The sequence below is a fragment of the Streptomyces sp. NPDC051738 genome (assembly GCF_044453205.1).
Lineage (GTDB): Bacteria > Actinomycetota > Actinomycetes > Streptomycetales > Streptomycetaceae > Streptomyces.
This window is the reverse complement of sequence record NZ_JBITCM010000001.1, coordinates 305,765-332,720: the sequence shown is the minus strand read 5'-3', so window position 1 is coordinate 332,720 and position 26,956 is coordinate 305,765. Positions and strand designations below refer to the sequence as shown.

Sequence of the window (26,956 nt, the reverse complement as noted above, 5' to 3'; positions counted from 1 at the left end):
ACCCTCATGGGGGGACGCGTGTCCAACAGGCGTGGCAGAGGTACTCGACTTCAGTGCGGCGACCCGCGGTACGGCCCTACGGCCGCCCCGCCGGCCCGTCCGACCCCGCATGCCCGGTGCGCCCGGCGGCATGCCGGTGATCGCGCCCATGCCCGCAGCGCGGCCCGCCCGCATCCCAAGTCAGCGCGACGGCGCCGACCACGCCGAGAACGCGGCGGCGGCCGGTACGACCGTCGACCACCTCACCGAGACCTACCGCACGCACTACCGCTCGCTGTTGGGTCTCGCGGCCCTCCTTCTCGACGACACCGCCTCCTGCGAGGACGTCGTCCAGGAGGCGTTCATCCGCGTCCACTCCGCGCGCAAACGCGTCCGGGACCCGGAGAAGACACTGGCGTATCTCCGCCAGACCGTCGTCAACCTGTCACGCTCCGCCCTGCGCCGCCGCATACTCGGACTGAAGCTGCTGTCCAAGCCGATGCCCGACATGGCGAGCGCCGAGGAGGGGGCGTACGACCAGCTCGAACGCGACTCGCTGATCCGGGCCATGAAGGGCCTGCAGCGCCGTCAGCGCGAGGTGCTGGTCCTGCGATACTTCGCGGACATGACCGAGGCCCAGGTCGCCGAGACGCTCGGCATCTCGCTGGGCTCGGTGAAGGCGTACGGCTCGCGCGGCATCGCGGCGCTGCGGGTCGCCATGGAGGCGCCGGCATGAGCGAGGACCAGGACGGGCGGCGTACTCCGCACGTCCCCCACCAGCCCTCCGGGGGTCCCCCCACGCCCTTCGAGGCGCGGGGCAGGCACGGCCCGGCCTCAGGACCGGACAAGCAAGAGCCGAAGCAATCGCACGCTGGGAACGGAATTGTGAACCACGGCCCCGACGACCAGGGCCCCGACGGGCTCGAATCGGACGAGCTGGCGCTGCGCCGCATGCTGCACCAGGCGGTCCAGGAGATCGAGCCACGCGACGGCACGCTGGACCATCTGCGGCGGGCGGTGCCCGCCCGGCGAGCGCGCAAGCGACAGGCGCTCGTCGGCATGGCGGCCGCGTGCCTCTTCGTCGGCACCGCGGTCCCGGCCCTGGTGCACGTCTCCAACTCCACCGACTCCAGTGTCAACTCGTCCAACGCGGGCCACGGCGAGGCCGCGCAGGGCGGGGCCGGTCAGGGTGAGCAGACGGAGGGCGGCCAGAGCACCTCCGGCGGCACGTCCGGCCAGACCGAGGACAAGGGCAAGGGGAACGAGAAGGAGGAGGACAAGGACACCGGCACCGGTCCCGGTACCGGCTCCGGAAGTCCTGACAACCCCATGGCGACCCCGGCGGGCGTAGCCGCGTGTACCGCCGACCAGCTCGGCGTGGCGAACCAGGCCGTCGACGTCCCCGACTCGGCCGGCACGGTGTACGGCACCTTCCGCTTCAGCAACATCTCCACGGCCGACTGCACGGTGAGCGGCCCGGGCACGCTGGGCACGGTCACGGCGGGCGCGGCGGACAGCGCGAAGGTCTTCACGCTCCGGCATGTCGCCGGCGACGCGGCGGCCGCTCTGCCCGACCCGTCCCAGGAACTCACCTCACTCCTCCTCAAGCCCGGCGCCGCCTACGAGGTGAAGTTCGCCTGGGTCCCCTCGGAGACCTGTCCCACGACGACCGACCCGACCCCCGACCCCACACCGGACCCGACCCCGACCGAGGACAACACCGGCACCACGGACGGCACCTCCACCGGCGGCGACACCGGCACCTCCACCCAGCTGATGGCGGAGGACACCACGGCCGACGGCAGCGTCACGGTCACCAACACGACGGAGGCGGGAGCGCCGACGGCGACGGTGGTGGTGTCCAACGCGTGTGCGGGGACCGTTTACTGGACGGGTGTGTTGGCGGGGGCGTAGGGCCTTCGCGGGCGAGCGCCTCGCCGAGAGACGGGGCGGCGAGGCGCCGGTTCGGCAACGCCCTAGCGGTATCGCCCTAAGGGGCGCGGGGAACTGCGCGACCAGCCACGACGGCGCAGCAGACAACCATGGGCCGACCGCGGCACCACCCATCGCGGCTCTCCCAGCGGAGCGCTACGCGTTCGCCCGCTCCTGCGGCTGCTCTTCCTCGTGGTCCTCCGGCACCAGCCCCAGCTCCGCGTCCCGCGCGAACTCCACCTCGCGGCGCAGCAGCCGGAACCACATGAACACCACGAAGCCCGCGAAGACGAACCACTCACCGGTGTAGCCGAGGTTCTGGAACGCCTTCAGATCGAGCCCGGTGTCATTGGCGGCGGCCACCGGCACGGGCTTCATGCCGGAGTCGGCCTTGGTGAGGGTGACCCAGGCGTCGTAGACGTCGTACGACACCAGGTTCACCAGCGACGCCGCGCTGATCGCCGCCGTCTGGCCGGACGGCAGGCCACCCCGAGCGGACACGCCGTTCTCGCCCGGCACCTCGGAGGCCTGGAGTGCGCCGGTGACCGTGACCTCGCCGCGGGGCGCGGCGGGGGCCTCGGCCGGGTCGGCGTCACCGGGCAGCCAGCCCCGTACGACCGGCAGGGCCTTGCCGTCGTCGGTGCGCAGCAGCGTCAGGACGTAGTAGCCCTGCTTGCCGTCCAGTTCCCGGTCCGGCACGAGCAGCTGATCGCCGTACCGTCCGCGGGCCGTGGCCTGCCTGCCCACCGTCGCCTTGTCCACGGGCAGCAGCTCTGCGAGCGGACGGGCCGCCTCCCGCTCGTTCTCCGCGGCCTGCTCACCCGCGCTGCGATGGTCCTCGACCCGCGCCTCGAACCGGCTCAGCTGCCACGACCCCATGAACACGCAGAAGGGGATGGCGAGCAGCACGAAGACGTTGATCCCCCACCAACGGGGCGTCAGCAGAAACCGGTACACGCCCTCCACGGTACGGTGCGCCCGCGCGGCGCCCGGCTGCGGGGTCAGTACCGCTCGACGAGGTGTTCCCGGCCCGCAGGCGGTTCGTAGGGCTCCGGCCAGAAGTCCGTGACGGTGGATATCCGCCCGCTCTCGTCCCCCGTGAAGAAGGAGATGCCGTACATCTCCTCCAGCCCCACCGTGAAGTGGATCCAGCTCACGACATGGCCGGGCTCGGCGACGAGCCGCTCGATGCGCAGCCGCCAGTCCTCCGGATACTCCCGGTTGAACCGCACGTACCGCTCCCGTCCGCTGATCCGCTCCCGTGTCTGGGGCAGGGTGTACGTCACGTCCTCGGCGAGGGTGTCCGCGAACGCGTCCCACTCCCCGGCCGCGGCAGTGGCCCAGAACCTCTCGACTGTCTTCCGCAGATCGGTCATGCCAGGCAGTCTGCACCCCACCACTGACAATCGCCTTGACCTGCGCGAACGCCTCTCTCGGCGTGGGCCCAGGCCTTTCAGCCCGTTGGGGGTCCCCCCTCTGGGGGAGTTTGAGGACGAGGCTCCACCGTCCCGATCCCCCACCCACCCGAGGGGGCCGTCATTTCAGCCCGTCCGGCGTTTGAGGACGAGGCCCTTTCGGGGCCGATGCGGGGGTCTGGGGGCGGCAGCCCCCAGAAGGGACCCGGGCCCGGGGTCGAAGGGGCGGAGCCCCTGGAGGATGGGACGGGTAGGGGCGGCGGGGGCGAAGACCGCGCGGCGCGAAGTTATCCACAGGCTGGGGACCTCGCCAGCGGATTGTCGGCCGGGCCAGGCACTATGGGGCCATGACTGAGAGCCACGGGTCCGATTCGCGGGATCACCAGATGCAGGACAAGGACATGCCGGACTGGGAGAAGCGCTTCCGGGCGCCCCGGGTGTCGCTGCCCGACTGGGCGGAGGACGCCCCGGACCGATCGTTGTTCGTGTCGAACGCCACAGGGACGTACGAGCTGTACGCCTGGGACCGCTCGACGGGCGAGCAGCGCCAGGTGACCGACCGGCCCAACGGCACGACGGACGGCGTGCTCTCCCCGGACGGCACATGGATCTGGTGGTTCGACGACAAGGACGGCGACGAGTTCGGCGTCTGGCGCCGCCAGCGCTTCGGCGGCGGCGAGGACGAGCTCGCGGCGCCGGGCCTCGACCCGTCCTACCCGGCCGGCCTCGCCCTCGGCCGCGACGGCCGTACGGCGATCGTGGGCCGCTCCACGGACGAGGACGGCACGACGATCCATCTGGCCCGCACCGGCGAGCCCCCGACGGAGCTCTACCGCCACCGAGAGTCCGCGGGCGTCGGCGACCTCTCGCACGACGGCACGCTGATCGCCGTCGAGCACACCGAGCACGGCGACGCGATGCACTCGGCGCTGCGCGTCCTGCGCCCCGACGGCACGGCGGTCGCCGAGCTCGACGACACCAAGGGCGGCACCGAGGAGCTGGGCCTGGAGGTCCTGGGCTTCGCCCCGGTCGACGGCGACCCCCGCCTGCTCATCGGCCACCAGAGGCGGGGCCGCTGGGAGCCGCTGGTGTGGGACGTGGCGACGGGGGAGGAGACGGACCTCGCGCTGGAGCTGCCCGGCGATGTGAGCGCGGAGTGGTATCCCGACGGGACCGGTCTGCTGATCGCGCACAGCTTCGAGGCGCGCAGCGAGCTGTTCCGTTACGACCTGGCCGGGCGTGAGCTGGTGCGGATCCCGACCCCGGCGGGCTCGGTCTCCGGGGCGACGGCCCGGCCGGACGGCAGCGTGGAGTATCTGTGGTCGTCGGCGGCGCAGCCGTCGGCGGTGCGGTCGACGACGGGACAGGTCGTGCTGGACCCGCCCGGCATGAAGTCCCCCGGCTCGGTCCCGGTCGAGGACGTGTGGGTGGAGGGCCCGGGCGGCCGCATCCACGCCCTCGTGCAGCGCCCCGCAGGCGTGGAGGGCCCCCTCCCCACCGTGTTCGACATCCACGGGGGCCCGACCTGGCACGACAGCGACGCGTTCGCGGCGGGCCCGGCGGCCTGGGTGGACCACGGCTACGCGGTCGTGCGGGTGAACTACCGCGGCTCGACGGGCTACGGCCGAGCGTGGACGGACGCGCTCAAGCACCGGGTCGGACTGATCGAGCTGGAGGACATCGCGGCGGTCCGGGAATGGGCGGTGACGTCCGGCCTGGCCGACCCGGCCCGCACCGTGCTGACCGGCGGTTCGTGGGGCGGCTACCTCACCCTCCTCGGCCTCGGCACCCAGCCGGACGCGTGGACGGTGGGCATCGCGGCGGTCCCGGTCGCCGACTACGTCACGGCGTACCACGACGAGATGGAGTCCCTGAAGGCCCTCGACCGCACCCTCCTCGGCGGCACCCCGGAGGAGGTCCCGGAGCGCTTTGAGGCATCGTCCCCGCTGACGTACGTCGACCGGGTGACCGCCCCGGTCTACATCTCGGCAGGGGTGAACGACCCACGCTGCCCGATCCGCCAGATCGACAACTACGTGAAGCGGCTGGAGGCCCGAGGGGCGGTGCATGAGGTGTACCGCTACGACGCCGGTCACGGCTCACTGGTGGTGGACGAGCGGATCAAGCAGGTGAAGCTGGAACTGGACTTCGCGGAGCGGCACTTGAAGGCGGGAGGTGGGCATTCCAGCCCGTCCGGCGTGTGAGGACGAGGCCCTTTCGGGGCCGAAGCGGGGGTCTGGGGGCGGCAGCCCCCAGGAACCCGGGGGCGAAGGGGCGCCAGCCCGGAATCCGGCGTCGAAGTGGCGGAGCCCTACGCCTCCGCCCGCTCCCGAGGCCGCCTCCCCAACAACTCCGCCAACCCCCGCCGCGTCGCCGCCAGCACCACCCGGTCGTCCTTCTGCAGCACGTACGAGTCGGGCAGGTCCCACACCCACCCCGACCCGTCCCCCGCCCGGCCACCATCCTCGTACGCCTCCTCGACCGCCGGCTCCTCCCGGCGATCGTCGCGGCGTTCCTCCCGCGGGGTCCGGTCCAGCGCCAGCACCCGCCAGGCACCCGCCTGGAAGGCCTCGCCGACGGTCTTGTCCTCAAGCTGTGGATGACCGGCCACATCCACCTCCGCGAACAGCAGCACCCGCCGCTCGACGGGGATCGCCCCCAGGATCTGCCGCCCCATCATCGCCCCGGCGAACGCGGGCGCGGCCAGATGCGTCACGCTCCGGCTGCGGGTGGAGGCGTGGGGGTGCGCGGCGCGCAGGGTGCGGTAGACGGCGGTGGCGAAGTCGTCGTCGTACAGGCGTAGGACCACCCGGAGGTCGGGGCGGACGGAGCGGGCGTACAGGGCGGCTTCGAGGTTGGTCGTGTCGGCGCTGGTCACCGCGAGCAGCGCATGCGCCCGGTGGATCTTGGCCGCCTCCAGGACGCCCTCCTGGGTGACGTCCCCGAGCACCACCGGCACCCGCAGCCGCCGGGCCGTCGCCATCCCCCGCGCCTCGGGGTCGGCCTCGACGCACACCACGGGAATGTGCAGTTCCCGCAGCCGGGTCAGCACCCGGGTGCCGATCTTGCCCAGCCCGAGCAGCACCACATGGCCGCCCAGCCCACGCGGCGGTTTGCGCAGCGCGGACGTGGAGCGGAACGTGCCCAGTGCCTCCAGTACCGCTGCCAGCAGCACCGGAAGCAGCAGCAGTCCCATCAGCCCGGACAGGAGTTGGAGGATCTGCCGGGCCAGGCCTTCGTGCAGTGCGGGTTCGTTGATGGCGAAGAGGTCGAGGAGGGTCATGTAGGTCGCGTAGAGCGGGTGTTCCCCGGTCACCAGCGTCAGCGCCACGGCGAGCGCCGCCACACAGCCCACCAGTCCCGCCAGCGACCACCTCAACCGCCGGGAGAACAGGGACCCGAAGGACGGCACGACGCCTCTGCCGGACGGCAGCGACGGGCCCGCGTACGACACCTGCTCCAGGACGACCGTGCCCCGCCCGGTGGCCCCCCGCACCTCCGCCGCGTCCGGCAGCAGCAGCGGACCGTGCTCGTTGTTGCCGTCCGAACTGTCCGCGCCGGCCGGGTCGTTGCTGGACAGCACGGCCAGCGTGGCCAGCCCGGAAGGCGGCGTCTGCCCAGGTCGCAGGGGCGGCCGCTCCACCGCGCGCAGCAGTAGGCCGTCCGTCTGGACGACCTTGGTGGTGCCGGCGACGGCGGTGGCGGCCAGCGCGGGGGCGGCCGTATCGGCGTCGGACAGCACGGTCGTAGAGGCGTCGAGACCGGCGTCGCCGACGCCCGTCGCCAACGCGGCGGCCTGGTCGAGGAGTTCCTCGATGTGCTGGCCCAACCGGCGGTTGTAGAGGCGCAGGACGAGGCGGAGGCGGGGGTTGAGTCGGCGGGCGGTGAGGGCGGCGCGGATGTTGGTCTCGTCGTCGTCATAGACGAGGGCGAGCGCGGCGGCCTGTTCGACGCCCGCCTCGGCGAGCTTGTCCTCGGTGGCCTCCGCGGCCTCCACCACCCGGATGCTCCCGGCCGGTTCACTGCCGCCGCCGGCTCCGCCGGTCCCGCCGCCCGCCCGGTTGACGGCCGCGTTCACCATCCGGTCGAACAGCGCCGCCGACGCGGCCCGGGCCCGGCCCACGACCGGCGTCCGTACCGTCCGTTCGGAGGGCGGCACGACGAGGGTGACCTGTTCGCCGTACACACCACGCAGTTCGGCGGCCAGCCGATGCGCCAGCCCGTCGTCGCCGCACACCACCATGTGCGTGGCGGTGTCACTTGCTAAGCCCTGATTCGGAACGCTCCCCACAAGGGGAAAGACTGCCTCAATGTGACGGGTGGTTCCAGACGTGATCTCCGGAACCCTGAACGCCCGCGCCCTTCCCGCCGTACTGGAGGGGAGGGAACCAGCGCCCTTCCGCACCACCGGAGGTACCTCGCCCGTGGCGATCACCAAAGCGGTCCCGCCGCGGATCGACGACCGCGACGCCGACGACGACCGCCGCTCGCCGGGGGAGCGGGCCGAGGAAGGCAGGCACCTCAACTCCCCGCTCCTGCTCACCATGCTCCTGCTCGTGCTGGTGCTCCTGCAGAGCCCGATCCGCCGTGCGCTCTCCGCACCGGTGATGCAGAGCTGGACGACGGTGTTCGTCGCGGTGATGGTGCAGGCGCTGCCCTTCCTGGTCCTCGGCGTGCTGCTGTCGGCGGCGATCGCGGTGTTCGTGCCGCCGTCCTTCTTCGCCCGCGCCCTGCCCCGCCGCCCCGCCCTCGCCGTCCCGGTCGCCGGTGCGGCGGGCGCGGTGCTGCCGGGCTGCGAGTGCGCGTCCGTGCCGGTGGCCGGGGCGCTGGTCCGGCGCGGTGTCACCCCGGCGGCGGCGCTGACGTTCCTGCTGTCCGCCCCCGCGATCAACCCGATCGTGCTGACGGCGACGGCGGTCGCCTTCCCCAGCAACCCCGAGATGGTCCTCGCCCGCCTGGTGGCGAGCCTGCTGGTGGCGTGCGCGATGGGCTGGCTGTGGCTGCGCCTCGGCCGCACCGACTGGCTGCGACCGCCCTCCCGCATGTCCTACGACGGCCAGAGCAAGGGCGAGGCCTTCTGGGGCTCCGTCCGGCACGACGTGATGCACGCGGGCGGCTTCCTGGTGGTCGGCGCGATGGCGGCGGCGACGCTCAAGGCGGTGGTCCCGGAGACGTGGCTGAGCACGGCGGCCGACAACCCGGTGCTGTCGGTGCTGGCCCTGGCGGTCCTCGCCGTGGTGCTGTCGATCTGCTCGGAGGCGGACGCGTTCGTGGCGGCGTCGCTGTCGCAGTTCTCGCTCACCGCCCGGCTCACCTTCCTCGTCGTGGGCCCGATGATCGACCTGAAGCTGTTCGCGATGCAGGCGGGCACCTTCGGCCGCGCCTTCGCCCTGCGCTTCGCACCGGCCACCTTCGCGCTGGCCGTGATCGTGTCGGTACTGGTCGGGGCGGTGCTCCTGTGAACCGTCAGGCCCAGTCGGCGGTCCTGTTCCTCCTCGGTGCGTCTCTGCTGCACGCGGGCACGACCGACCTCTATCTGCGGTACGTCAAGCAGGGCCTGCGCCCGCTGGTGCTGCTGGCCGGCGCGGTGCTGATCGCGGCCGCCGTGGCGACGGTCTGGTACGAGCGCAAGCGGGCCCGAAGCCGGAAGCACACCCACGACGAACGCCCCGACGCCGAGCACACCCACGACGAACGCCCCGACGCCGAGCACACCCACTCCGAACCCCGCGTCTCCTGGCTCCTGGTCCTCCCTCTCCTCGCCCTCATCCTGGTCGCCCCGCCCGCCCTGGGCTCCTACAGCGCGACCCGCACCGGCACCGCCCTTCAGGAGCCGCTCGCCTACCCCGAACTCCCGGCGGCCGATCCCCTGCCCCTCAATGTCGTCGACTACGCGGGCCGAGCCGTCTACGACCACGGCCGCACCCTGCGGGGCCGCCGCATCCAGCTCACCGGCTTCCTCTCCCTGGACCGCGACGGCACCCCCTACCTGGTCCGCATGGCCCTCAACTGCTGTGCCGCCGATGCCCAGCCGGTCAAGGTCGCCCTCACCGGCGCGGTCCCGCCGGTCCTCCAGCCGGACACCTGGCTCCGGATCACCGGCACCTACACCCCGCGCCGCATGAAGGACCCGGTCAACGGCGGCCCGATCCCGTTCATCGAGGTCACGGAGGCGAAGCCGGTGGCGGAACCGACGGATCCGTACGACGAGAGCTGGAACGGCTGACGAGCGTCCTCTCTTGCCGCTCCACGACCCGAGCCCTACCCTGAATCTGATGGGTCGTCAGATTCGGGAGGCATGGCGTGGCCAGTACCGAGAGCGGCACCAAGGACCTGCCCAAGGTCATCAGCGTGGACGATCACGTGATCGAGCCCGCGCACCTCTTCGAGACCTGGCTCCCGGCCAAGTACCGGGACCGGGGTCCGAAGCCCCTCACAGCCGGCATCGGCGAACTGGAGTACATCGGCGGTAAGTACCGCTTCACCACGGACCCGGACGGCCAGCTCACCGACTGGTGGGAGTACGAGGGCGACCTCTTCCCGTACAAGCGCATCATCGCGGCCGTCGGCTTCTCCCGGGACGAGATGACGCTCGACGGCATCACCCGCGAGCAGATGCGGCGCGGCTGCTGGGACCCGAAGGCCCGGCTGGCGGACATGGACATCAACCATGTCGAGGCCTCGCTCTGCTTCCCGACTTTCCCGCGCTTTTGCGGACAGACCTTCGCGGAGGCCAAGGACAAGGAGGTCGGGCTCGCCTGTGTGCGCGCCTACAACGACTGGATGGTCGAGGAGTGGTGCGGCGACAGCGGCGGCCGGCTGATCCCGCTGTGCCTCATCCCGCTGTGGGACATCGACCTCGCGGTCGCCGAGATCCACCGCAACGCGGCGCGCGGGGTGCGGGCGGTGACGTTCAGCGAGATCCCGACGTATCTGGGGCTGCCGTCCATCCACTGCGGCTACTGGGACCCGTTCTTCGCGGCCTGCGAGGAGACCGGCACGGTCGTCAACATGCACATCGGCAGCAGCTCCCAGATGCCGGCCGCCTCCCCGGACGCCCCACCCGCGGTCCAGGCGTCCCTGTCCTTCAACAACGCCATGGCGTCGATGATGGACTTCCTCTTCTCCGGGGTCCTGGTGAAGTTCCCCCGGCTCAAGCTCGCGTACAGCGAGGGCCAGATGGGCTGGATCCCGTACGCCCTGGAGCGCGCGGACGACGTCTGGGAGGAGCACCGGGCCTGGGGCGGCGTGAAGGACCTGATCCCGGAGCCGCCGTCGACGTACTACTACCGCCAGATCTTCTGCTGCTTCTTCCGGGACAAGCACGGCATCGAGGCGATCGAGACGGTCGGCGTCGACAACGCCACCTTCGAGACGGACTATCCGCACGTCGACTCGACCTGGCCGGAGACCAAGAGGGTGGCCGAGGAGCATGTCGGCGGGCTGTCGGACGAGGTCGCCTACAAGCTGCTGCGCGGCAACGCGATCAGGATGCTCGAACTCCCCTTTGACCAGGGGAATTGACCAGGAGGATCAAGCAGGGGAGTCGACCGGGAGGATTAAGCGGGCTCGTCGGCTGGGCAGGCCAGTCATGAAGGTCCATGACGGGAGTGCGTGCGTACGACGGGAGCGCGGATGAAGGACTCCACGAAGATCTCCACGAAGGTCTCCATCGACCCCAGCCTCTGCTACGGCTCGGCCGAGTGCGTCCACCGCGCCCCGTCGGTCTTCGAGTTCGTGGACGAGTACGGAGTCGTGCGAGCGGGACGGGAGGGCAGCGGGGGCGATCCACAGGTGCGGGAGGCAGTCGAGAAGTGCCCGTCCCAGGCCATCTCCCTCAGCGAGTAGCGGGCGGACAGCGCCACCCGAACGAGCCCAGCGCCCGCGCCCTGGCCTCCACCACCGCCATGCGCGCCGCCCGCTCCGCCGCGTCCACGTGGGCCGGCTGCCCCGTCATCTGGCCCTCCCACTTCCGGTAGAGCAGCCCCACCTCCGCCGAGAACCAGCCCCGGCTCACGGCGCCCAGCGCGAGCAGCAGGCCCGTGTCCTCCGACGCCGGCAACGCCATCCAGCCGCCGAGGCCGAGCAGCAGGTCGCGGCGTACGCAGAGGGTCGCCGGGTGGACCTGGGCGCGGAAGTCGTTGGCCTTCCAGAAGTCGAGGACGGCACCGGGCTCGATCGGCCCGTCGTCGGGGTCGTGGGGGAAACCGGCCGTCGTGCCGTCCGGCAGGAGGTCCAGGACGCGGGAGGTCGTCCAGCCGACCGTGCCGTCGGCCTCCAGGACGGCCAGGTCCCGGGCCAGCGTCCCCGGCGTGAGCCGGTCGTCGGCGTCCAGGATCTTCACGTACTCGCCCTCGGCGTGCGCGAGCGCGATGGTGCGGGCCACTCCGGGGCCCCCGGGACGGCCCTGACGGAAGGTAACGCGCGCGTCGTCGGGGACGTACGGGCGGACCTGGTCCGTCCTGCCGTCCTCCTGGATCACCCAGTGCCACTCCCAGCCCGCGGGCAACTCCTGCGCGTCCAGCGAGGCGTAGGCCTCCGGCAGGAACGCCGCCGAGGGGCCGTGCACGGCGGTGACGACGATGAGGCGCCGGGTCATTGCGGGGCCCACCACCTTTCCGGCTTCGGGCATGCGAAGGCCCGATCGCTGGCGACGGGGGATGCACCAGCGATCGGGCTGTCCCCAACAGTAACAAGGCTGCCTCTCCGGCGGGAGCCGACTGATCGGCTACGTGGAGGGGTTGTGACCGGGATCACGGAAACCGCTGTCCGTTGGACCCTCGTCATGCCACATGCGTTTCTGCTCCATCACGGAGCGCACGGACTACCTCCATCGAGCGCGCGGACCGCCTCCACCGAGCACACAGGCAATTCCCAGTCGGCGTACAGGCCTACTTCTCGCACGGCGGCTCGTACGAAAGCCGCGGCAGGTACTCGTCCCACTTCTCCCGTGTCAGCACACCCCGCGTGGTCGAGCAGACCCGGCGGATCGCCTGCTCCACGTCCAGGTTCCACAGCCGTACGGTGTCGCTGCCGCTGGAGACGCCGAGCATGTGACCGGTGGGGCTGAACGACAGGAAGTTGCCCGTCTTGGCGTTGGGGCTCATCGCCTGGCCGATCGCGGAGGCGTCGGACGGCCGGGAGACGTTCCACAACCGGACGGTGTTGTCATTGCCGCCGCTGGCCAGGTAGTCCCCGTCCTTGCTGAACGTCAGCGACACGACCGACTCGGTGTGGCCGGTGAGGGGGGAGCCCTGCGAGGTCGCCGCGCGCGGGTCGGTGACGTCCCAGAGCCGTACGGTGTCGTCGTCGCTGCCGCTGGCGAGCGTATGGCCGTCCGGGCTGTAGACCAGCGAGTTGACGGGGGCCGCATGGCCCGTGAGGGGCTTGCCGAGGCGGGTGACGTGGCGCGGGTCGGACACGTTCCACAGCCGCAGGGTGTTGTCCGCGCTGCCGCTGGCGAGCACGGAGCCGTCGGGGCTGAAGGCGAGGGCGTTGACGTAGCCCTTGTGACCGGTCAGCGGGGCACCGAGCGGAACGGCACGGGACGGGTCGCGGACGTCCCACAGCTGGATGGTGCGGTCCTCGTAGGCGGTCGCCAGGGTGCTGCCGTCGGGGCTGTAGGCCAGTGAGTCGGCGCCGGCGAAGCGGGTGCGCAGGGTGAGGGGCGATCCGGCCAGGACCGGGTGGGCCGGGTCGGTCACGTTCCACAGGTACAGCGCGTGGTGTCCGGTCCGTACGGCGAGGGTGCGGCCGTCGGGGGAGAACGTCATCGAACGCTGATAGCCGTCAGCGGGCATGAACGGTTTGCCCAGGGGCACGGGCCGGCCCGGAGCCGACACGTTCCACAGCCGGACCCTGCCGTCGCGCGCGGCGGTGACGAGGACCTTCCCGTCCGGTCGGAACGCCCCGCTGCTGCCCGGCATGTCCAACGTCGGCACCGACCACAGGCGGACCTTGCTGTCCCCGCTGCCGGTGGCGAGGGTGCGGCCGTCGGGGCTGAACCCCAGGGCGAACATCTCGCCGCTGGCGCCCGCGAGCGGCTCGCCGACCTGCGAGGGCGACGCCGGATCGGAGACGTTCCACAGACTCGCGGTGCTGTCCGCGCTGGCCGCGGCGAGCCGGTCGCCGGCGGGGCTGAAGGCCACGGACCAGATGGGGCCGGTGTGTCCGTTCAGCGGTGAGCCGATCGGGGTCGCGTGCGCCGGATCGGCGAGGTTCCACAGCCGGATCGTGTCGTCCGCGCTGCCGCTGGCGAGGGTGCGGCCGTCGGGGCTGAAGGCCACCGAGTGCACGAGATCCGTGTGACCGGTCAGCGCCTCGCCGATCGGCTCCGGGCGACGGGGATCGGCCGTGTTCCACAGCCGGACCGTGTCGTCGTCGCCGCCCGCCGCCAGGGTGCGCCCGTCCGGGCTGAACGCCACCGACCGTACGGCGGCCGTGTGCCCGGTGAGCGCGCCGAGCGCCTTCGCCTTGGCCGGGTCGGCCATGTTCCACAGGCGTACGGTGCTGTCGTCGCCAGCGGAGGCCAGGGTGCGGCCGTCCGGACTGAACGCGATCAGGTAGATCGTGCCCTCGTGGCCGGTCAGGGGCGCCCCGAGGAGCGACGGGTGCGCGGGGTCCCGGATGTCCCACAGACGGATCGTGCCGTCGTCGCCGGCGGTCGCCAGGGTGCGGCCGTCGGGGCTGAAGACGGCGCTGCTCACCCAGCTGGTGTGGCCGGTGAGGGGGCGGCCCAGCGGCTTGGGCCGGGCTCGGTCGCTCACGTCCCACAGGCGTACGGTGCGGTCGTAGCTGGCGGTGGCCAGGAGACGGCCGTTCGGGCTGAACGTGGTGAGGTAGACGGCGCCGGTGTGGCCGAGGAGCGGGGTGGCCAGGGGCGCGTTGACGATCGAGATCAGCCGGTTGTTCGCGCCCTCGTCGTCCGGGCGCAGCTGGTGGGCCACGAGGTCGAGCTGGGCGGACAGCGACGGATCGGTGTCCTGCACGCGGTCGGCCTCGGCGAGCACCTGCGCGAACACGGCGTCGTCCCGCTGCTGCCAGGCGACCACCGCCGTACCGGCGGCCAGCAGCGCCAGCGCGACCAGCGCCGCGACCCCGCTGCGCATGATCCACACCGTGCGCCTGCGCAGCCGGACCGAGGCGGCCAGGAACTCCACCGCGCTCCGGGTCAGGAACGTGTCCCCGGCGGACCGCGCCCAGCCGTGGGCCTGCTCCAGCCGGGACCCCCGGTACAGCAGGGACGTATCCCTGTCGGACTCCTCCCAGGCCCGGCCGTCCTCCTCCAGCCGCTGGCGCAGCAGATTGCCGTGCCGGTCGTCGTCGATCCAGTCCCGCAGCCGCGGCCAGGCATGGAGCAGCGCCTCGTGGGTGATCTCCACGGTCTCCGCGTCCAGCGTCACCAGGCGGGCCTGTACCAGCGCCTCCAGCGACTCCTCCGTCTTGCCCGGATCGGTCGACTCCGCCGCCAGCTGCCGCCGGGTCCCGCGCCGCCGGGTCGCCTGGGTGTCCTCGCCGAGCCGGACCAGCCTGAGCAGCAGCAGCCGCGCGGCGGTGCGCGCCGCCGGATCGAGGTCGGACCAGGCACTCTCCGCCGTAGCGGCCACGGCCCCCTGAATCCCGCCGGCCGCCCGATACCCGGCCAGCGTCAGCCGCCCGGCCTTGCGCCGCTGCCAGGTGGCGAGCAGCGCGTGCGAGAGCAGCGGCAACGCCCCCGCGTCATGCTCCCCCACAGCCCGGAAGGCGTGGGAGGCACCTCCGCCGCGCGGCCCGCCCGCACTCACCTCCCGCACGATCAGCTCCGCCAGCCCCGGCTCCAACTCCAGCCCCACGGCCTTGGCCGGCCCGGTCACGGCCTCCCGCAACTCCGAGGTCGTCAGCGGCCCGAGCACCATGTGCCGGTGCTGCAGCGCGTCGGCCAGCTCGGGGTGGGCCAGGCAGCGCTCGTAGAAGTCGGCACGGATGCCGAGAACGACGAGCACGGGGGCGGGGTCGTCCGCCGCGGGGGACGTACAGGCGGCATGAAGAACATGGACGAAGGTACGACGGTCCAGTTCGTCGGGGCAGAGGGTGAAGGTCTCCTCGAACTGGTCGACGATGAGCACGGCGGGAGCGTCCGAGGAGGCCTCACGCCGGGCCCAGGCGCGCAGGGCCTCGCGCGTGGCCTGCACGAATTCGGCGCACAGCTCGGTGTCGTCGTGGTCCGCGGCCCTGCCCGGTCCGCCGGGCCCGCGCGAGTCGGCAGAGCCGGCCGAGTCGGTCGAGGGTTGCGCGGAGCTGCCTCGGCGGGCCCGCGCCGCCGAGGAACGGACGACGTCCGCGAGTTCCGGTATACGGCGGGCCAGCTCGGCCAGCGGATCGCTGCCCGGCACGAGTTGTACGACGGTGCTCGCCCGCCCGCTCTCACCGCTCAGGGCGCCCTCCCGCAGGGCGGGCACCAGACCGGCGTTCAGCAGGGAGGACTTCCCGGCCCCCGAGGCGCCGACGAGCATGACCAGACCGCCACCGGACTTCTCCACGGTGCGCAGCTGGGCGACCAGGGCGTCCGTACTGCGCTCCCGGCCGAAGAACCACCGGGCGTCCTGCTGCCGGTACGAGGCCAGCCCGCGGTACGGACACACCCCACCGGACACGGCGGGGGCCTCGACCGGAGCCTGCTCCTCCTCTTCCCCGGAGGTCGCCCGCTCCCACAGCCGCTGCCACTGGCCCAGGTCGTACAGCCCCGCGGACACGGGCGTCGGCCGCGCGCGCCGGGCCTGCGGGATCAGGACGTGCAACACGGCCTGAAGGGCGGCGAACTGGGCAGGCACGTTCTTGGCGCGCCGCCAGTCACTGATCCGCTGAGCGGACACCCGTACGGGCCGCCCCCGCTCATCGACCCGCTTCAACCGGACGACCGCCTCGGCCACGCTCTTGAGCGGAGGGTTGCCGGCCTCCTTGTACAGCAGCGCGAGCCGTTCCGCGAAGGCTGGGCGCGCCTCGGAGTCGGAACTCAAAGCCTCCACTCCTTACTTCCGCCGTAGCTGGTCATCCGGACCGGAAAACTCACTTTATATGGCTGACCTGCGATTAAGGGGGCATCCGGAGACCGGAACCTCCTCGTCGGCACCCTCGGCTGGCAGGATCATGACCCAAGAGCGCAGCTCTCAAGCGTCGCCCGGACAGGCCACCAGCCCAGAGCTCGGAGAGACCAGTTATGGCGCCGCATGTTCTCGGCCACTTTCCGATTCGGTTCGATCTGCACGCGGTCGATCCACGCACGCTCGATCCGCACGCATTCGATCCGCACCCGCTCGATCCGCACCCGTTCCATCCACAGCCGCTCGATCCACTCTGACCGGCCGCCCGACCAACACGGCCGGGTCAGCACACGGATCGACATCACGCCGCCCGTCCGGCACCGGTCCCCACGAGGGGAGGGACCGGTGCCGGACGATGCGGTTCCGCCTGGCGGGCGAGGGAAGGTTCCTCGATGGGCTCGTCTGCGGGCTCGTCTGCGGGTTTGTTTGGGGGCTCGTCTACGGGCTTGCCGTGCACCGGCTCCGGCGTGGGCGTCCGTCGGGACAGGGCGCGCAGGACGCGTCCGGGGTCGGGGCCGTGGCCGCGGGGCACCATCAGGATCAGCGCGGAACCGGACCCAGCTGCCCACCGCCGGCAGTCGCACCCGCGGCCAGGGCCACCAGCCCGGTGACGGCCGACGTCACATGAAGCCACGGGTTGGACGTACGCGAGAGCCACACCAGCCGCTGCCCTCAGGGATCTCCATGCTCGGCCCGTCCGCCGCACGGCCTTGCGTTACAGGTCCCCGACGACGATCCGGATCCAGTCGGAGGGTTTGTCAAGTACTGTGAGGCCGAGCTAACGCTCACCGACGGTAGCGACCTCCATTTCGGCTTGGCGGACAACGTTGGTCCCCCGGCTCGATCGTCCTGCGCCTGGCTGGCCTCCTACTCCCACCTCCGTCGGGCCCGGATCTCCCCCGCGCAAGATTCCTCCTCACAGAAGCTCTCACCCCGGATGGCTGGCACCACGCTGTCCCGGTCCTCGCAGCCACCGCCCCTGACGCCGTGCTCCGCCTGCGAGACGTCGTCTTCGCCCACCTGGGCCTGCCCTAACAAATCGAGACCGCCTGGCGGGCGGTGTGATCCGATGTCGTGCCCTCCATGAGCACAGGGGCCTGGGCCCGGCCGACGACCGTCTCATCAGCGCGGACCTGGGAGGGGAGGCTGTCGCTGAGGTTGGCGTAGGTGAGGTTCAACTTTTCGGATGCCAGAGTGAGAAGGGATCACAGGGCTGCGGCTCTACCCACGTGGTCGGAGAGATCGGTACGCGTGCGGGCAGTGTGGGAGGCGAAGGTGCGAGCGGTCGCGCCTGACGGCGCGCTGGTGGAAGAGCCTCTCGCAGGCGGGTGCTTTGCGCTCCCAGAGCATGAACATCTTGCGAGGGACTGCGTCGCCCTCGGCCGCTCCACGTGACAGTCGCGGCGTCGACCCGTGGGAGCCGTGTCCCGAACTCGGCTCCCAAACGGATCCCAAGACGGCCCCAGTAACCACTCAGGGGCCTGATCCACTGAGTGGATCAGGCCCCTGACCTGGTACTTCACTGTCGGGGTGGCGGGATTTGAACCCACGACCTCTTCGTCCCGAATAATGTGCGGAAACATTGCTGACCAGGATCGTTGAGTATATGGGCAGGTCAGAGCCTTGGTGTGCGTCGGTTGGCGTGGGCGCAGCGCATCATCATTTTCTTGATCCACTCCCCGTTCACTCCCAGAGTGCGGCCTCTGAGGAACGGTCCGTTGGTGGCAGTTTTACACAACGATCTGACCGGCGTACGCCAGAGCGAACGCAGGCGAACCGGCCCGGCGCAACAGCGTCATCATGCCCGCGCACTCGCAGAACGGGCCAGCTCGCCCCTACCGGACTCTTTCACCGCTCAGGATCGGACTGCTCGGGAGAGAACACGAGCGCGTCTTGCAGGTTCGCGTCTTGCAGTTTCGCGCTGCGCACGTACACGCCGACCATTTTGGCCTCGGTCAGGTCGGCGCCGCGCAAGTTCGCGAAGCGCAGGTCCGCCCTGTCCAGGACCGCGTCGGTCAGGTCCGCGTCGGTCAGGTCCGAGGCGCGCAGGTCCACATCGGCTAGGTCTGCGCCGCCCAGGTGGGCATCAGACAGGGACGCCATGAGTAGGTCTGCGCCGTCCAGCTTCGCGTCCTGCAGATTCGCCCTGTCCAGGTCCGCGCCCCGTAGGTAGGTACCGCGCAAGTCTACGAGCGCGGTGCCGTCATGGGCGGGACTCCGGCTGCCGAGTGCGGTAAGGGCCGCCTGGATGTCGCTGGCCGGCACCTCGGGAGCGACAGTCCTGTGCTTCGGCTTCTGGGCGTGGTTGCGGATGTAGGTGGACAGGACGTTGATGATGGCGGGTTGGTCGCGTGAGGAGTCCTCCATGATGCGCTGCAGGGCGTAGATGCCGCCCAGGCGTACCTCCCGAGAGTCATCGCCGATGTTGCTGACGGCGTTGTTGTAACGGTCGGTTACCTGCCCTTCGCGAGTGAGGGCGTGTTCGCTGCGGGTGAGGGCTTGCTCGTTGTCGACTTGCTGAAGCGACAGCCAGGTGAGGACGATCACGGCCAGGGTGCCCAGGGATGCCAGGGTGCTCGCGATCTCATGAACTCGCGTCCGCCGGTCCGTAGCTGCTGCAGCGACCGGCGCAGCAGCCTCTGGCTGTCGGACAGTGAGAGATAGGGGTCCGGCGGTGCGGCAGCGCCGGCTCGGTGAGCGGGAGCCGATCGGAGCGGCAGAGCGTCGAGGCAGGGTGCGGGTGCGTCGGCGGGCGACGCGCTGCAGACGAGCGGCGCGGCCGGGGCGGCGCGGTGGTGTGGTGGCCATGCTGATGTTGATACGGGCAGTAGACGGCCGTTATGTCGTGTGTTGCGAAGCTGTAGCAGTGCGTTTGTGCGAGCGGTGGTTGAGACCGCATTTGAGACCACAGTCGGCTGACATGTGCAGCCAGCCCGCCACTGGCGGCCACTCCAGCGGCAAGCGTCCGCTTGACAGCGACGTTCGACGTACGGACGATGTACGTACAGAGAGAGCGAGCCCCGGCCTCACGGACTAGCCGGGGGCTCGCCCTGACAGCGAGCCCCGTCTCACGGACTAGCCGGGGGCTCGCCCTGACAAGGAAGGGCCCCCCAGTGGCCCGAGATGAAGGAGGAGCTCATCGACGCCTCCTTTCTCAGTGGGGGGCTCGCCAGATGGAGACCAACCCCATGAGCGAGCAGACCAAGGAACGAAAGACAAAGGAACGAAAGACCCGTAGGACCACAACCCGTCTAGAAATCCGCATTCCAGAAGAAGACAAAGAGTTGATCGAACGGGCCGCACAGGCGAGTCAGGCGACAACCACGAGCTTCGTGCTGCAAGCCGTGAGGCAGGCAGCACAGGACATCTTGCGCCGCGAGCAGGTGACGGTTGTACCGCCGGACTTCTACGAGGCCATGGTGGTCTCGCTGAACGAGCCGGACGAGTCGGACGATGCCTTGGCTAAGGCGGCAGCCCGCGCTCGGGAGATCATCAGGAAGGCATAGGTCCGAGTTCGTGTACGAATCGGAATCGCTCAGCGATCGGCATCTCCTGGAGTCATTCGACTGCGGGAAGGCTCCGCTGAACGAGTGGCTGATGTCCTCAGCAAGGCACTGCCAGAGCAACCGAACGGCGAGCACGTTTGTGTGGTGCGCTCCCAGTGATCCCCATGTCGTGGCCTACTACTCACTGGCAGGGCACGTGGTGGAGAAGCAGGAACTGCCGCCGAAACTGGGTCGGGGTTCCCCGAACCAGATGCCGGCCGTGTTGCTGGCTCGACTGGCGATCGACAAGACGCTTCAGGGTCAAGGCCTGGGCGGCGTACTCCTTGCCGACGCCATGGGGCAGGTTGTCGCTGCGGTTCAGCGAGTAGCAGCCCGATTCGTCATCGTTGACGCCCTCGACGAAGAGGCCGCCGCGTTCTATGACCGGTACGGCTTCAAGCGCATCCCTGGGGATATGCGGATGTACCGAAAGATCAGTGACATCGAGCGCAGCCTGTCGACTGACTAGCGGATTCCCTTGACCCCCTATAGGTCAGCGGGCAGGTACTCACATGAGTACCTGCCCGCTGACCTATGTCGGGGTGGCGGGAGTTGTACCCACGACCTCCTCGTCCCAATAATTCAGGGCAAGATCCAGACCTAACTATGAAGACATGCCCAGGTCAGCGCTCTGGGCTGAGTTGGTCTCGCCGGGCATCTGGGGGATGTCGGGAGAAGATCCTCTCCCAGATTTCTCCCAGCGCGACGTGGGTCCCTGTGCTGATGCAGCCGTCTGACCCGACAGGCATGGCACCGAGCCAGCAGATGGGCACGCTGCCTACTTCACCCAGGACAGAGCTGTCGCTGAGAGCGCGTTGAGGCTGAAGGTAAGTAGGACCTGTACAACCGTCACGACCACTACCACCTTGATCTCTACGGCGAGTTGGCGACGGTTGGTGTTGATCTGTCTCTTCTGGCAGTGACGCATGGACTTCCCTTCGGCCTGGTCGGTGGTTCTAGCGTCAGCCGCCACTCGTACAGGGTGTCCGGTCCGCGCCACAAAGAGACACTCTGCGAGTGTCGTCAACTCGCTGACCTGCAGCAAGGGTTCGTGGGATGCTTCCACGGAGACACTCAGAGACACTCGGGGGGCGAGATGGCCACAGCGCGGGGGAAGCGTGGGTTGGTGATGCCGAGCGAGGCTGAGGTGCCCATCGGCCCGCACAGATACCTTCTCGTTGCCCTGCATCGCGCCTATGCGACTGCCGGCAGGCCCGGCCTCCGTCAGATAGCGGTCGGGTTGAAACAAGATGACTCAGTGCCTACGACGCTGAACTATCAAGCGATCGGCAAGATTCTCAACGGGAAACAGCTCCCAAATCCACGTCAGCTAGTTAGTTTGGCCTCTTGGCTGATTCGTGAGGGAGCTGCAGGGGGGACTGAAGAGCAAAATGAAGAGGAAGCTATTCAGCAGCTCTTGCTGTTGCGGGAAACCGCTCACGCAAAAAGCCTCGGCATTTATAGAGAGGGTGATGAGGCAGGCCGAGACGAGTCGCTAGACGCCGTGGATAGTGGATCGAATGTCTGCACACTAATTGCGGATGCAGAACGCAAGACCGAGCATACTCTGCTGAGCTGCATGCTTAAGTCAACAGAGTCGATAAGAATTGTCAGCGAGATCGTCAATCCGGAAGCCTTCAGCGACGAGGAACCTCGTGAGGTCTATATCGCCCTGCTTGAACTGTACGGTAGCCACTCCGAAATATCTCCGAGTAGCGTTGCTGCGCAGGTGATGTCACAAACTTCTGGAAAGATTCACGTAGCCGAATATCTTGCCTCGATTATGGAGATATCCACTGATTCGAAGGCGGCAGCTCGATATGCGGAGCATGTGGCAAAAGTTGCAAAGGTGCGAAAGCTTGCCCTGCTGGGCGGTGCACTGACTGATCTAGCCGGCCAATCACTTAAGGCCGACGAAGGACCCGATGTTGACTCGCTCGTGGAATATGTCCAGGATGAATTGTATTCATTCATGGATGAGTTTTACGGGATCGGGCTGGTTTCCAACTCCCTGGAGCCCGTACTTGATGAGGCCGAAGGTATTGGTAAGACGGAATCGGAAACCGAGAGCATTCCAAGTGGATTCAGTGAATTTGATTCACTGAGGTCCGGATTTCACCCTGGTGAGCTGGTAATTTTGGGTGGGGCGTCCGGCATAGGGAAATCTACCTTAGGATTGCAATTTCTTCGCACCTGCTCGGTGAAGCATGCGGGCACAAGTTTCCTCGCCTCCTTGCAGATGAACCGCAACGAAGCGACGATGCGGATCCTGGCCGCTGAAGGACGTGTGGCACTTCATCACATGCGGTCAGCGTCAATAACTGATGACGGCTGGCAGCGCCTGCAGCAGGCAATGCCGTCTGTTTCTTCGGCGCCGCTCTTTGTGCAAGACGAGCCCACCTACACTTTTCAGCAATTCATTCGTACCTGTGAGTGGCTCAGCACGTTTAAGCATCTCAAACTCGCACTGATTGACAGTATTGATCTGATGGATTTGGATCCAGACCTGGGATCAGGCGACTATGAGCGCGACCTTGCCCACATGGCGCGGGAGCTTCGCAAGATGGCAAAGAGGCTCAACGTTCCCGTGATCGCTCTCTTTCAGACGGAACGACCTCAACGGAATCGCTTGGGTAAGCGCCCCGAATTGTATGACATTCCAGCGTCGCTCGAAAAGTACGCTGACACTGTGATTCTGCTGCATCGGGAAGACGCGTATGAGAGGGATTCGCCACGAGCAGGAGAAGCCGACTTGATCATTGCCAAGAACCGTACTGGCCCTACCGGAACCATCACCTTGGCTTTTCAAGGCCACTATGGCCGTTTCGTGGACATGCATGGCGCCTAGGTGAGTTGTCAGCTTTCAGTTCCCATATCTGTTCAGCTTATCTAAGACGAGCTGATGACGCTAGATAGGCCCTTCTGCTGAGCCGCGACAAAGAAGGCGTCATAGGATGTCATAAGCGAGTCGTGTGCCTCGCTTATCTCGCGCATTGCCTGTTCAAGTCTTTCCGGTTGACTGTATTCCCACTCTCTCGGAATCTCAAGTCGTACCAGATTCTCTCCCTCGTACCACATGTGATCCGCCATTTTGTCCACTAGCTCTCGCGCGGCTTCGATGAATCGCCGATAATTTGCATTCAATTCTTCATCGTCGAATCCTCTGGGTTCGCGCTCGAAGAACTCAACCATTCTTTCCAGATCTCGGAATCCTTCGGTGTGCGCGCGTGTTACCAGAAAACCCTCACGCAGCCAGACGAGGAAGCTTTTCTGAGGCGATGCGTGATCGTTGACTGCTTTGAACATCTCTATATCGTGCGCCGTGGGATCGGTGAGTTTGGACGTGAAATGCTCTAGTTGGTGGCGTAGTTGTGAGATTTTCTCCCGCTGTGAAATGGTGGCGTTTAGGAGTCCCACGATGGCCGCAAATAGTGCCAGTGTTGTGAGTGAAACGAGGAAGTAGTTGCTCTTCAGCCATGCTCGGGTGTCGGGAGACAAAAGGAATAGAGCGGTGGCCGACAAGTCGGCAATTAGACCGGCTATGAGAACCAGTACGGATCCGCTGATTCTTTCAGTTGCTGACTGTGTAGACATTGCCCCCCCATAAGCAATAAATGATACCTTTGTGTCACACTATATTCGATACCGCCGCGATGTATGAGGCAATGCAGGATTTCTGTGCCGTCTCTGTGTGAACTCTCCCTCCAGGGGAGTTGTTGGGGTGCCTGATCGCCGGTCGTTCAGCTGTGGATGGTTCAGAGCACGGGGCTCACGCTGGCTGTGGTACCCGGACGTTCTGTCCGGGGTGCGCCGCTTTGGGCCCAGCACACTCAGATCGTCAGCAAGCCAACAGGCGATCTGTCCAGGTCGTCGCCCTGCTCGGTACCGTGAAGCAGGCCCCTTGGATCAGGAGGCATCAAGCAATGCGTGGTCTTGGAGATCACCTCAGCATCGGCGAGCGCATCGCGTTCTACCGGAAGCGTCGCGGCTACACGCAAGAGGTGCTGGCCGGCCTGGTCGGTCGTAGCACCGACTGGCTCGCGAAGATCGAAACCGGACGCCGAAATCCGCCACGCATCGACATGCTCACGGAGCTGTCGCGCGTCCTGCGTGTGCCTCTCGGGGATCTGCTTGGGCAGACCGTCCTGATGGAAGACGAGCGGCAACGGGACGACGTCCCGGCCGTTCGCGACGCTCTCATGAGCCCGCGTCGCCTCTCGCGTCTGCTCTTCGGCCCTGCCGCTGAGACTCAGCTCCCGACGCCTGCGCCTGCGGCCGTCCGTGTGGAACAAGCCTGGAACGACTACCAGGGCGGACGGCTCGGCAGTGTCATCGCTGCGCTCCCTGCTCTGCTCCAGACGGCGCAGGAGTTGGAGGAGCGAGCAGGGCGCCACGGCGAGGACCGGGGCGATTGCTGGGCGGTGTCGGCCCGGACACACCACCTCGCTGCAACGACGCTCGCGAAGATCGGCGAATCGGACATCTCATGGCTCGCTGCCGAGCGCGCTATGCGAGCGGCTGACGAGTCGGACGACCCGCTCGTGCTGGCGTCCGCGGCGCGATCGGGTACACACGCCCTGCTCGCCAATGGGCGCTACGACGATGCCCTCGAACTGGGCAACACGGCCGCCGCGTGGCTGTCGTCTCAGGTGACCGACCACGATCCGGCGGCGCTCAGCCTGTTGGGGATGATCCACCTGCGTGCCGCAGTCGCGGCAGCGCGGCATCAGGATCGCCCCACCGCCACGGGGCTGTTGGACCGTGCCGAAGAACTCGCGGATGACCTTGGGGCGGATGAGAACTACTGGCAGACCGGATTCGGGCCGACAAACGTCCTGCTCCATCGCCTGTCCATTGAGCTGGACCTCGACAACATCTCGTACGTCGTTGAACACGGCCGGATCAATGTCGGCCACATGCCGCAGGAGCGCAGCGTCTCGCACCGCATCGACTACGCGCGTGCCTTGTCGCTCGCTGGTCAGGGGGACGAGGCGTTCGCGGAGCTGCGTACAGCGGAGCACACGTCGCCGCAGCTCGTACGCAACAATCCGAGGGTGCGCGAGACGCTGCGGGACCTGATCAAGCAATCGCCCGTGACCGGTGGCTCGCGTTCGTCCGAGGTGTTCGTGATGGCTCAACGGTGCAGGGCGGTGCAGTGAGTTCAGGCAAGCGCGGGGTGCTCGGAGTCGTCGGGTCTGCGGCTGGAGGCGTAGAAGCGCTGCGCACCGGTCTAGTTGAGCCCGCGATGGAGCAGGGATGGCAGGTGGCCGTCACGCTGACGCCGACCGCAGGTCAGTGGCTGCGACTGAGCGGCGAGGTTGAGCGGCTGGAGAAGCTGACTGGTCTCCCAGTGCGTGACGAGCCGCGGTTGCCCGGAGACACTCGGCCGCACCCACCGGTTGACTGCTACGTGGTCGCCCCCGCGTCGGCCAACATGGTGGCCAAACTCGCGATGGGTGTGATGGACAACCATGCGCTGACGCAGGTGGGTGAGGCTATCGGCACCCTCGGCTTGCCTGTCGTCGTCTTCCCGCGAGTGAACGCGGCACACGCTCGCCATCCGGCATGGCAGAGCCACATTGACACCCTCAGGGCGGGAGGCGTTCACATCGTCTACGGCCCGGACGTGTGGCCGCTGTACGAGCCGCGGGAAGCGCCGGCGGGGCGCAAACTTCCATGGTCCTCAGTGCTGAACGCAGTGGACCAAGCTACTCGATGACGGATCGTCAACCCTCCTGAACTGCAAGAACAGAGGACCCGGACAGTCTGTCCGGGTCCTCTGGTGTTCCCGCCCACATGCTCATTGGCATGTCAGGGAGCAATGAGCGAAGCGGCGAACTGGAAGGTATGACGCCTGCTGAACTTGCTTTGATCAAAGCGAGTTTGAGCGAGGCTCGCGTGAAGGCCGAACGGCTGCTGAGGCGCGCGGACGAACTCACGGCGATGGTGGTGTCTCGCTGCCTACAAGCCGCTCAAGCCGATCCAGACGCTCCCCGAGCTGGTGGAGGGCGTTGTGGATCGTGCTGAGTTCTGCGGCCAAGGCAGTGAATGCCGGGCTACTACCCGGCTCGGTGCCGAGGGGCGCAGCAGGATCGCGGACGAAAGTCCCGCGGCCCTGCTGAGTGAGAACCAACCCCTCGTCGCGGAGCTGACCGAACGCGCTCTGAACAGTCATGAGCTGCACGCCAAGCTCCTTGGCGAGCGCGCGCGCCGGCGGGAGCCGGTCGCCGGGTTCGTATTCGTGGTCGGGGCCCGTGATCTTCGCGCGGAACTGCGCCGCGATCTCCTTGGCCGTGGGCGTCTGCTTGGGCGCTTCGGGGCTCTGGTCCATGGCTTCGAGGGTAACCGGACCTAGGTCAATCTCTGATCCTCCACTGAACCCTCTTGACGCCCAGATTGACATAGGTCAATCTGAAGTCAGGCCGGAACGGGATAGCTCGGCAGGAAGGCGGCTTCGGTCGCACGCCGCGGGCCCCGCACCGGTCACTCCTTGAGAACTGCATACGTGGGTCCCGTCTCCCCGAGTCGAAAAGACGGCCGCGCGTCCAGGAACGCGCACAGAGATCGCCTCGATGGTCGCAGGCCGGGTTCGACTCCTGGCCGGGGCACTCTCCCCTGCCGCACCGCGGCTCGGGTTCTTCCGGAACAGTCGCCGCCGTCTCACCAACACGCTTGCGGCTGCTCCGGCCCCCAGTCCCTCCCACGTCAGGAGCATTCATGCGTTCGTACATCGGCCGCCAACAGGCCGTCTCTGCTGAGGACTTCGCGGAACTGGCGCTCGGCACCCCGGTTGAGCTGTGGCTCGGGGAAGAGGGCGAGACGGACGAACAGCGAGCCGCCCGCGAGGACGCGGCGCGCGACATCCTCGCCGACAACCCTGAAATGTCCGACGACCTGGTCCGCCTGGCCGCGCAGGTCATCGAGGAGAACCCGGACCTGTTCGATGTCATCCCCCTGGTTCGCTCCGCCCGCTGCCGTCCGGTCCGCCGCGGGGTGGCGGCGTGAG

Annotated in this window: 22 protein-coding genes; 13 read left to right on the top strand and 9 right to left on the bottom strand. The window is 68.4% G+C overall.

Features of this window, described 5'->3' with window-relative positions:
* Positions 1-31 precede the first annotated feature (31 nt).
* Complete coding sequence (locus ACIA8X_RS01385; RefSeq protein ID WP_177001202.1) at positions 32-715, top strand: SigE family RNA polymerase sigma factor; 684 nt, start codon at positions 32-34, stop codon at positions 713-715.
* 149 nt (positions 716-864) lie between these two features.
* Positions 865-1,893 (top strand): hypothetical protein, encoded by a 1,029-nt coding sequence (locus ACIA8X_RS01380; protein ID WP_393449659.1) that lies wholly within the window; start codon positions 865-867, stop codon positions 1,891-1,893.
* Between the two features lie 174 nt (positions 1,894-2,067).
* Here the strand turns inward: ACIA8X_RS01380 and ACIA8X_RS01375 are convergent, their stop codons facing one another.
* Both ACIA8X_RS01375 and ACIA8X_RS01370 read right to left on the bottom strand, forming a co-directional pair.
* Positions 2,068-2,868, bottom strand: coding sequence for an SURF1 family protein (locus ACIA8X_RS01375; RefSeq protein ID WP_399457521.1), 801 nt, complete (start codon positions 2,866-2,868; stop codon positions 2,068-2,070).
* A gap of 44 nt (positions 2,869-2,912) precedes the next feature.
* Positions 2,913-3,287: a nuclear transport factor 2 family protein gene (locus ACIA8X_RS01370; RefSeq protein ID WP_399457520.1), complete on the bottom strand. Its 375-nt coding sequence runs from the start codon at positions 3,285-3,287 to the stop codon at positions 2,913-2,915.
* Positions 3,288-3,673: 386 nt separating this feature from the next.
* Here ACIA8X_RS01370 and ACIA8X_RS01365 point away from each other — a divergent pair, with 386 nt between their 5' ends.
* A complete protein-coding gene (locus ACIA8X_RS01365; RefSeq protein WP_399457519.1) occupies positions 3,674-5,530 on the top strand; it encodes a prolyl oligopeptidase family serine peptidase in 1,857 nt (618 codons plus the stop codon).
* A 107-nt stretch (positions 5,531-5,637) separates the two neighbouring features.
* Here the strand turns inward: ACIA8X_RS01365 and ACIA8X_RS01360 are convergent, their stop codons facing one another.
* Positions 5,638-7,569 carry an NAD-binding protein gene (locus ACIA8X_RS01360; RefSeq protein ID WP_399457518.1) on the bottom strand — a complete coding sequence of 644 codons (1,932 nt, stop codon included), beginning with the start codon at positions 7,567-7,569 and terminating at the stop codon, positions 5,638-5,640.
* A gap of 181 nt (positions 7,570-7,750) precedes the next feature.
* Between ACIA8X_RS01360 and ACIA8X_RS01355 the strand changes: the two genes are divergently transcribed.
* The 4 genes from ACIA8X_RS01355 to ACIA8X_RS01340 all read left to right on the top strand — a co-directional run bounded on the left by ACIA8X_RS01355 (position 7,751) and on the right by ACIA8X_RS01340 (position 11,174).
* Complete coding sequence (locus ACIA8X_RS01355) at positions 7,751-8,788, top strand: permease (RefSeq protein ID WP_399457756.1); 1,038 nt, start codon at positions 7,751-7,753, stop codon at positions 8,786-8,788.
* Positions 8,785-9,552, top strand: a complete 768-nt coding sequence (locus ACIA8X_RS01350; RefSeq protein ID WP_399457517.1) for a TIGR03943 family putative permease subunit — start codon at positions 8,785-8,787, stop codon at positions 9,550-9,552. The genes ACIA8X_RS01355 and ACIA8X_RS01350 overlap by 4 nt, the downstream gene beginning before the upstream one ends.
* A gap of 77 nt (positions 9,553-9,629) precedes the next feature.
* Complete coding sequence (locus ACIA8X_RS01345; RefSeq protein ID WP_393449639.1) at positions 9,630-10,850, top strand: amidohydrolase family protein; 1,221 nt, start codon at positions 9,630-9,632, stop codon at positions 10,848-10,850.
* 111 nt (positions 10,851-10,961) lie between these two features.
* On the top strand, positions 10,962-11,174 hold the full coding sequence (locus ACIA8X_RS01340) for a ferredoxin (protein ID WP_399457516.1): 213 nt from the start codon (positions 10,962-10,964) through the stop codon (positions 11,172-11,174).
* On the opposite strand, the gene ACIA8X_RS01335 is transcribed toward ACIA8X_RS01340, so the two are convergent.
* The 4 genes from ACIA8X_RS01335 to ACIA8X_RS01320 form a co-directional block, all read right to left on the bottom strand.
* Positions 11,164-11,925: a glycosyltransferase family 2 protein gene (locus ACIA8X_RS01335; RefSeq protein WP_399457515.1), complete on the bottom strand. Its 762-nt coding sequence runs from the start codon at positions 11,923-11,925 to the stop codon at positions 11,164-11,166. The two genes, ACIA8X_RS01340 and ACIA8X_RS01335, sit on opposite strands and share 11 nt — an antisense overlap.
* Before the next feature lie 292 nt (positions 11,926-12,217).
* Complete coding sequence (locus ACIA8X_RS01330; protein WP_399457514.1) at positions 12,218-16,330, bottom strand: AAA family ATPase; 4,113 nt, start codon at positions 16,328-16,330, stop codon at positions 12,218-12,220.
* Positions 16,331-16,449: 119 nt separating this feature from the next.
* Positions 16,450-16,707: a hypothetical protein gene (locus ACIA8X_RS01325; protein ID WP_399457513.1), complete on the bottom strand. Its 258-nt coding sequence runs from the start codon at positions 16,705-16,707 to the stop codon at positions 16,450-16,452.
* Between the two features lie 1,546 nt (positions 16,708-18,253).
* On the bottom strand, positions 18,254-18,952 hold the full coding sequence (locus ACIA8X_RS01320) for a pentapeptide repeat-containing protein (RefSeq protein WP_399457512.1): 699 nt from the start codon (positions 18,950-18,952) through the stop codon (positions 18,254-18,256).
* A gap of 641 nt (positions 18,953-19,593) precedes the next feature.
* Between ACIA8X_RS01320 and ACIA8X_RS01315 the strand changes: the two genes are divergently transcribed.
* The 3 genes from ACIA8X_RS01315 to ACIA8X_RS01305 all read left to right on the top strand — a co-directional run bounded on the left by ACIA8X_RS01315 (position 19,594) and on the right by ACIA8X_RS01305 (position 22,798).
* Positions 19,594-19,911: a DUF1778 domain-containing protein gene (locus ACIA8X_RS01315; protein ID WP_399457511.1), complete on the top strand. Its 318-nt coding sequence runs from the start codon at positions 19,594-19,596 to the stop codon at positions 19,909-19,911.
* Entirely contained in the window at positions 19,859-20,419 is a 561-nt protein-coding gene (locus tag ACIA8X_RS01310) for a GNAT family N-acetyltransferase (RefSeq protein ID WP_399457510.1), read from the top strand. Before ACIA8X_RS01315 ends, ACIA8X_RS01310 begins: the two co-directional genes overlap by 53 nt.
* A 789-nt stretch (positions 20,420-21,208) precedes the next feature.
* Positions 21,209-22,798, top strand: a complete 1,590-nt coding sequence (locus tag ACIA8X_RS01305; protein ID WP_399457509.1) for a replicative DNA helicase — start codon at positions 21,209-21,211, stop codon at positions 22,796-22,798.
* Positions 22,799-22,839: 41 nt separating this feature from the next.
* Here ACIA8X_RS01305 and ACIA8X_RS01300 read toward each other — a convergent pair whose 3' ends face one another.
* Entirely contained in the window at positions 22,840-23,544 is a 705-nt protein-coding gene (locus ACIA8X_RS01300; RefSeq protein ID WP_399457508.1) for a hypothetical protein, read from the bottom strand.
* Between the two features lie 329 nt (positions 23,545-23,873).
* On the opposite strand from ACIA8X_RS01300, the gene ACIA8X_RS01295 reads away from it, so the two are divergent.
* Together ACIA8X_RS01295 and ACIA8X_RS01290 are read left to right on the top strand one after the other, a co-directional pair.
* Positions 23,874-25,109 carry a helix-turn-helix domain-containing protein gene (locus tag ACIA8X_RS01295; RefSeq protein WP_399457507.1) on the top strand — a complete coding sequence of 412 codons (1,236 nt, stop codon included), beginning with the start codon at positions 23,874-23,876 and terminating at the stop codon, positions 25,107-25,109.
* Positions 25,091-25,669 (top strand): flavoprotein, encoded by a 579-nt coding sequence (locus tag ACIA8X_RS01290; protein ID WP_399457506.1) that lies wholly within the window; start codon positions 25,091-25,093, stop codon positions 25,667-25,669. The genes ACIA8X_RS01295 and ACIA8X_RS01290 overlap by 19 nt, the downstream gene beginning before the upstream one ends.
* 216 nt (positions 25,670-25,885) lie before the next feature.
* Here ACIA8X_RS01290 and ACIA8X_RS01285 read toward each other — a convergent pair whose 3' ends face one another.
* On the bottom strand, positions 25,886-26,281 hold the full coding sequence (locus ACIA8X_RS01285; protein ID WP_399457505.1) for a GntR family transcriptional regulator: 396 nt from the start codon (positions 26,279-26,281) through the stop codon (positions 25,886-25,888).
* 386 nt (positions 26,282-26,667) lie between these two features.
* Between ACIA8X_RS01285 and ACIA8X_RS01280 the strand changes: the two genes are divergently transcribed.
* Positions 26,668-26,955, top strand: coding sequence for a hypothetical protein (locus tag ACIA8X_RS01280; protein WP_399457504.1), 288 nt, complete (start codon positions 26,668-26,670; stop codon positions 26,953-26,955).
* Position 26,956: the final 1 nt, after the last annotated feature.

Bases quoted from the DNA above. Each gene is read 5' to 3' on its own strand.
- ACIA8X_RS01300 (WP_399457508.1), bottom strand. From the start codon at position 23,544: ATGTCTACACAGTCAGCAACTGAAAGAATCAGCGGATCCGTACTGGTT.
- ACIA8X_RS01280 (WP_399457504.1), top strand. From the start codon at position 26,668: ATGCGTTCGTACATCGGCCGCCAACAGGCCGTCTCTGCTGAGGACTTC.
- ACIA8X_RS01335 (WP_399457515.1), bottom strand. From the start codon at position 11,925: ATGACCCGGCGCCTCATCGTCGTCACCGCCGTGCACGGCCCCTCGGCG.
- ACIA8X_RS01310 (WP_399457510.1), top strand. From the start codon at position 19,859: ATGCCTTGGCTAAGGCGGCAGCCCGCGCTCGGGAGATCATCAGGAAGG.
- ACIA8X_RS01315 (WP_399457511.1), top strand. From the start codon at position 19,594: ATGAGCGAGCAGACCAAGGAACGAAAGACAAAGGAACGAAAGACCCGT.
- ACIA8X_RS01295 (WP_399457507.1), top strand. From the start codon at position 23,874: ATGCGTGGTCTTGGAGATCACCTCAGCATCGGCGAGCGCATCGCGTTC.
- ACIA8X_RS01370 (WP_399457520.1), bottom strand. From the start codon at position 3,287: ATGACCGATCTGCGGAAGACAGTCGAGAGGTTCTGGGCCACTGCCGCG.
- ACIA8X_RS01325 (WP_399457513.1), bottom strand. From the start codon at position 16,707: ATGTCGATCCGTGTGCTGACCCGGCCGTGTTGGTCGGGCGGCCGGTCA.
- ACIA8X_RS01360 (WP_399457518.1), bottom strand. From the start codon at position 7,569: ATGGTGGTGTGCGGCGACGACGGGCTGGCGCATCGGCTGGCCGCCGAA.
- ACIA8X_RS01285 (WP_399457505.1), bottom strand. From the start codon at position 26,281: ATGGACCAGAGCCCCGAAGCGCCCAAGCAGACGCCCACGGCCAAGGAG.
- ACIA8X_RS01365 (WP_399457519.1), top strand. From the start codon at position 3,674: ATGACTGAGAGCCACGGGTCCGATTCGCGGGATCACCAGATGCAGGAC.
- ACIA8X_RS01340 (WP_399457516.1), top strand. From the start codon at position 10,962: ATGAAGGACTCCACGAAGATCTCCACGAAGGTCTCCATCGACCCCAGC.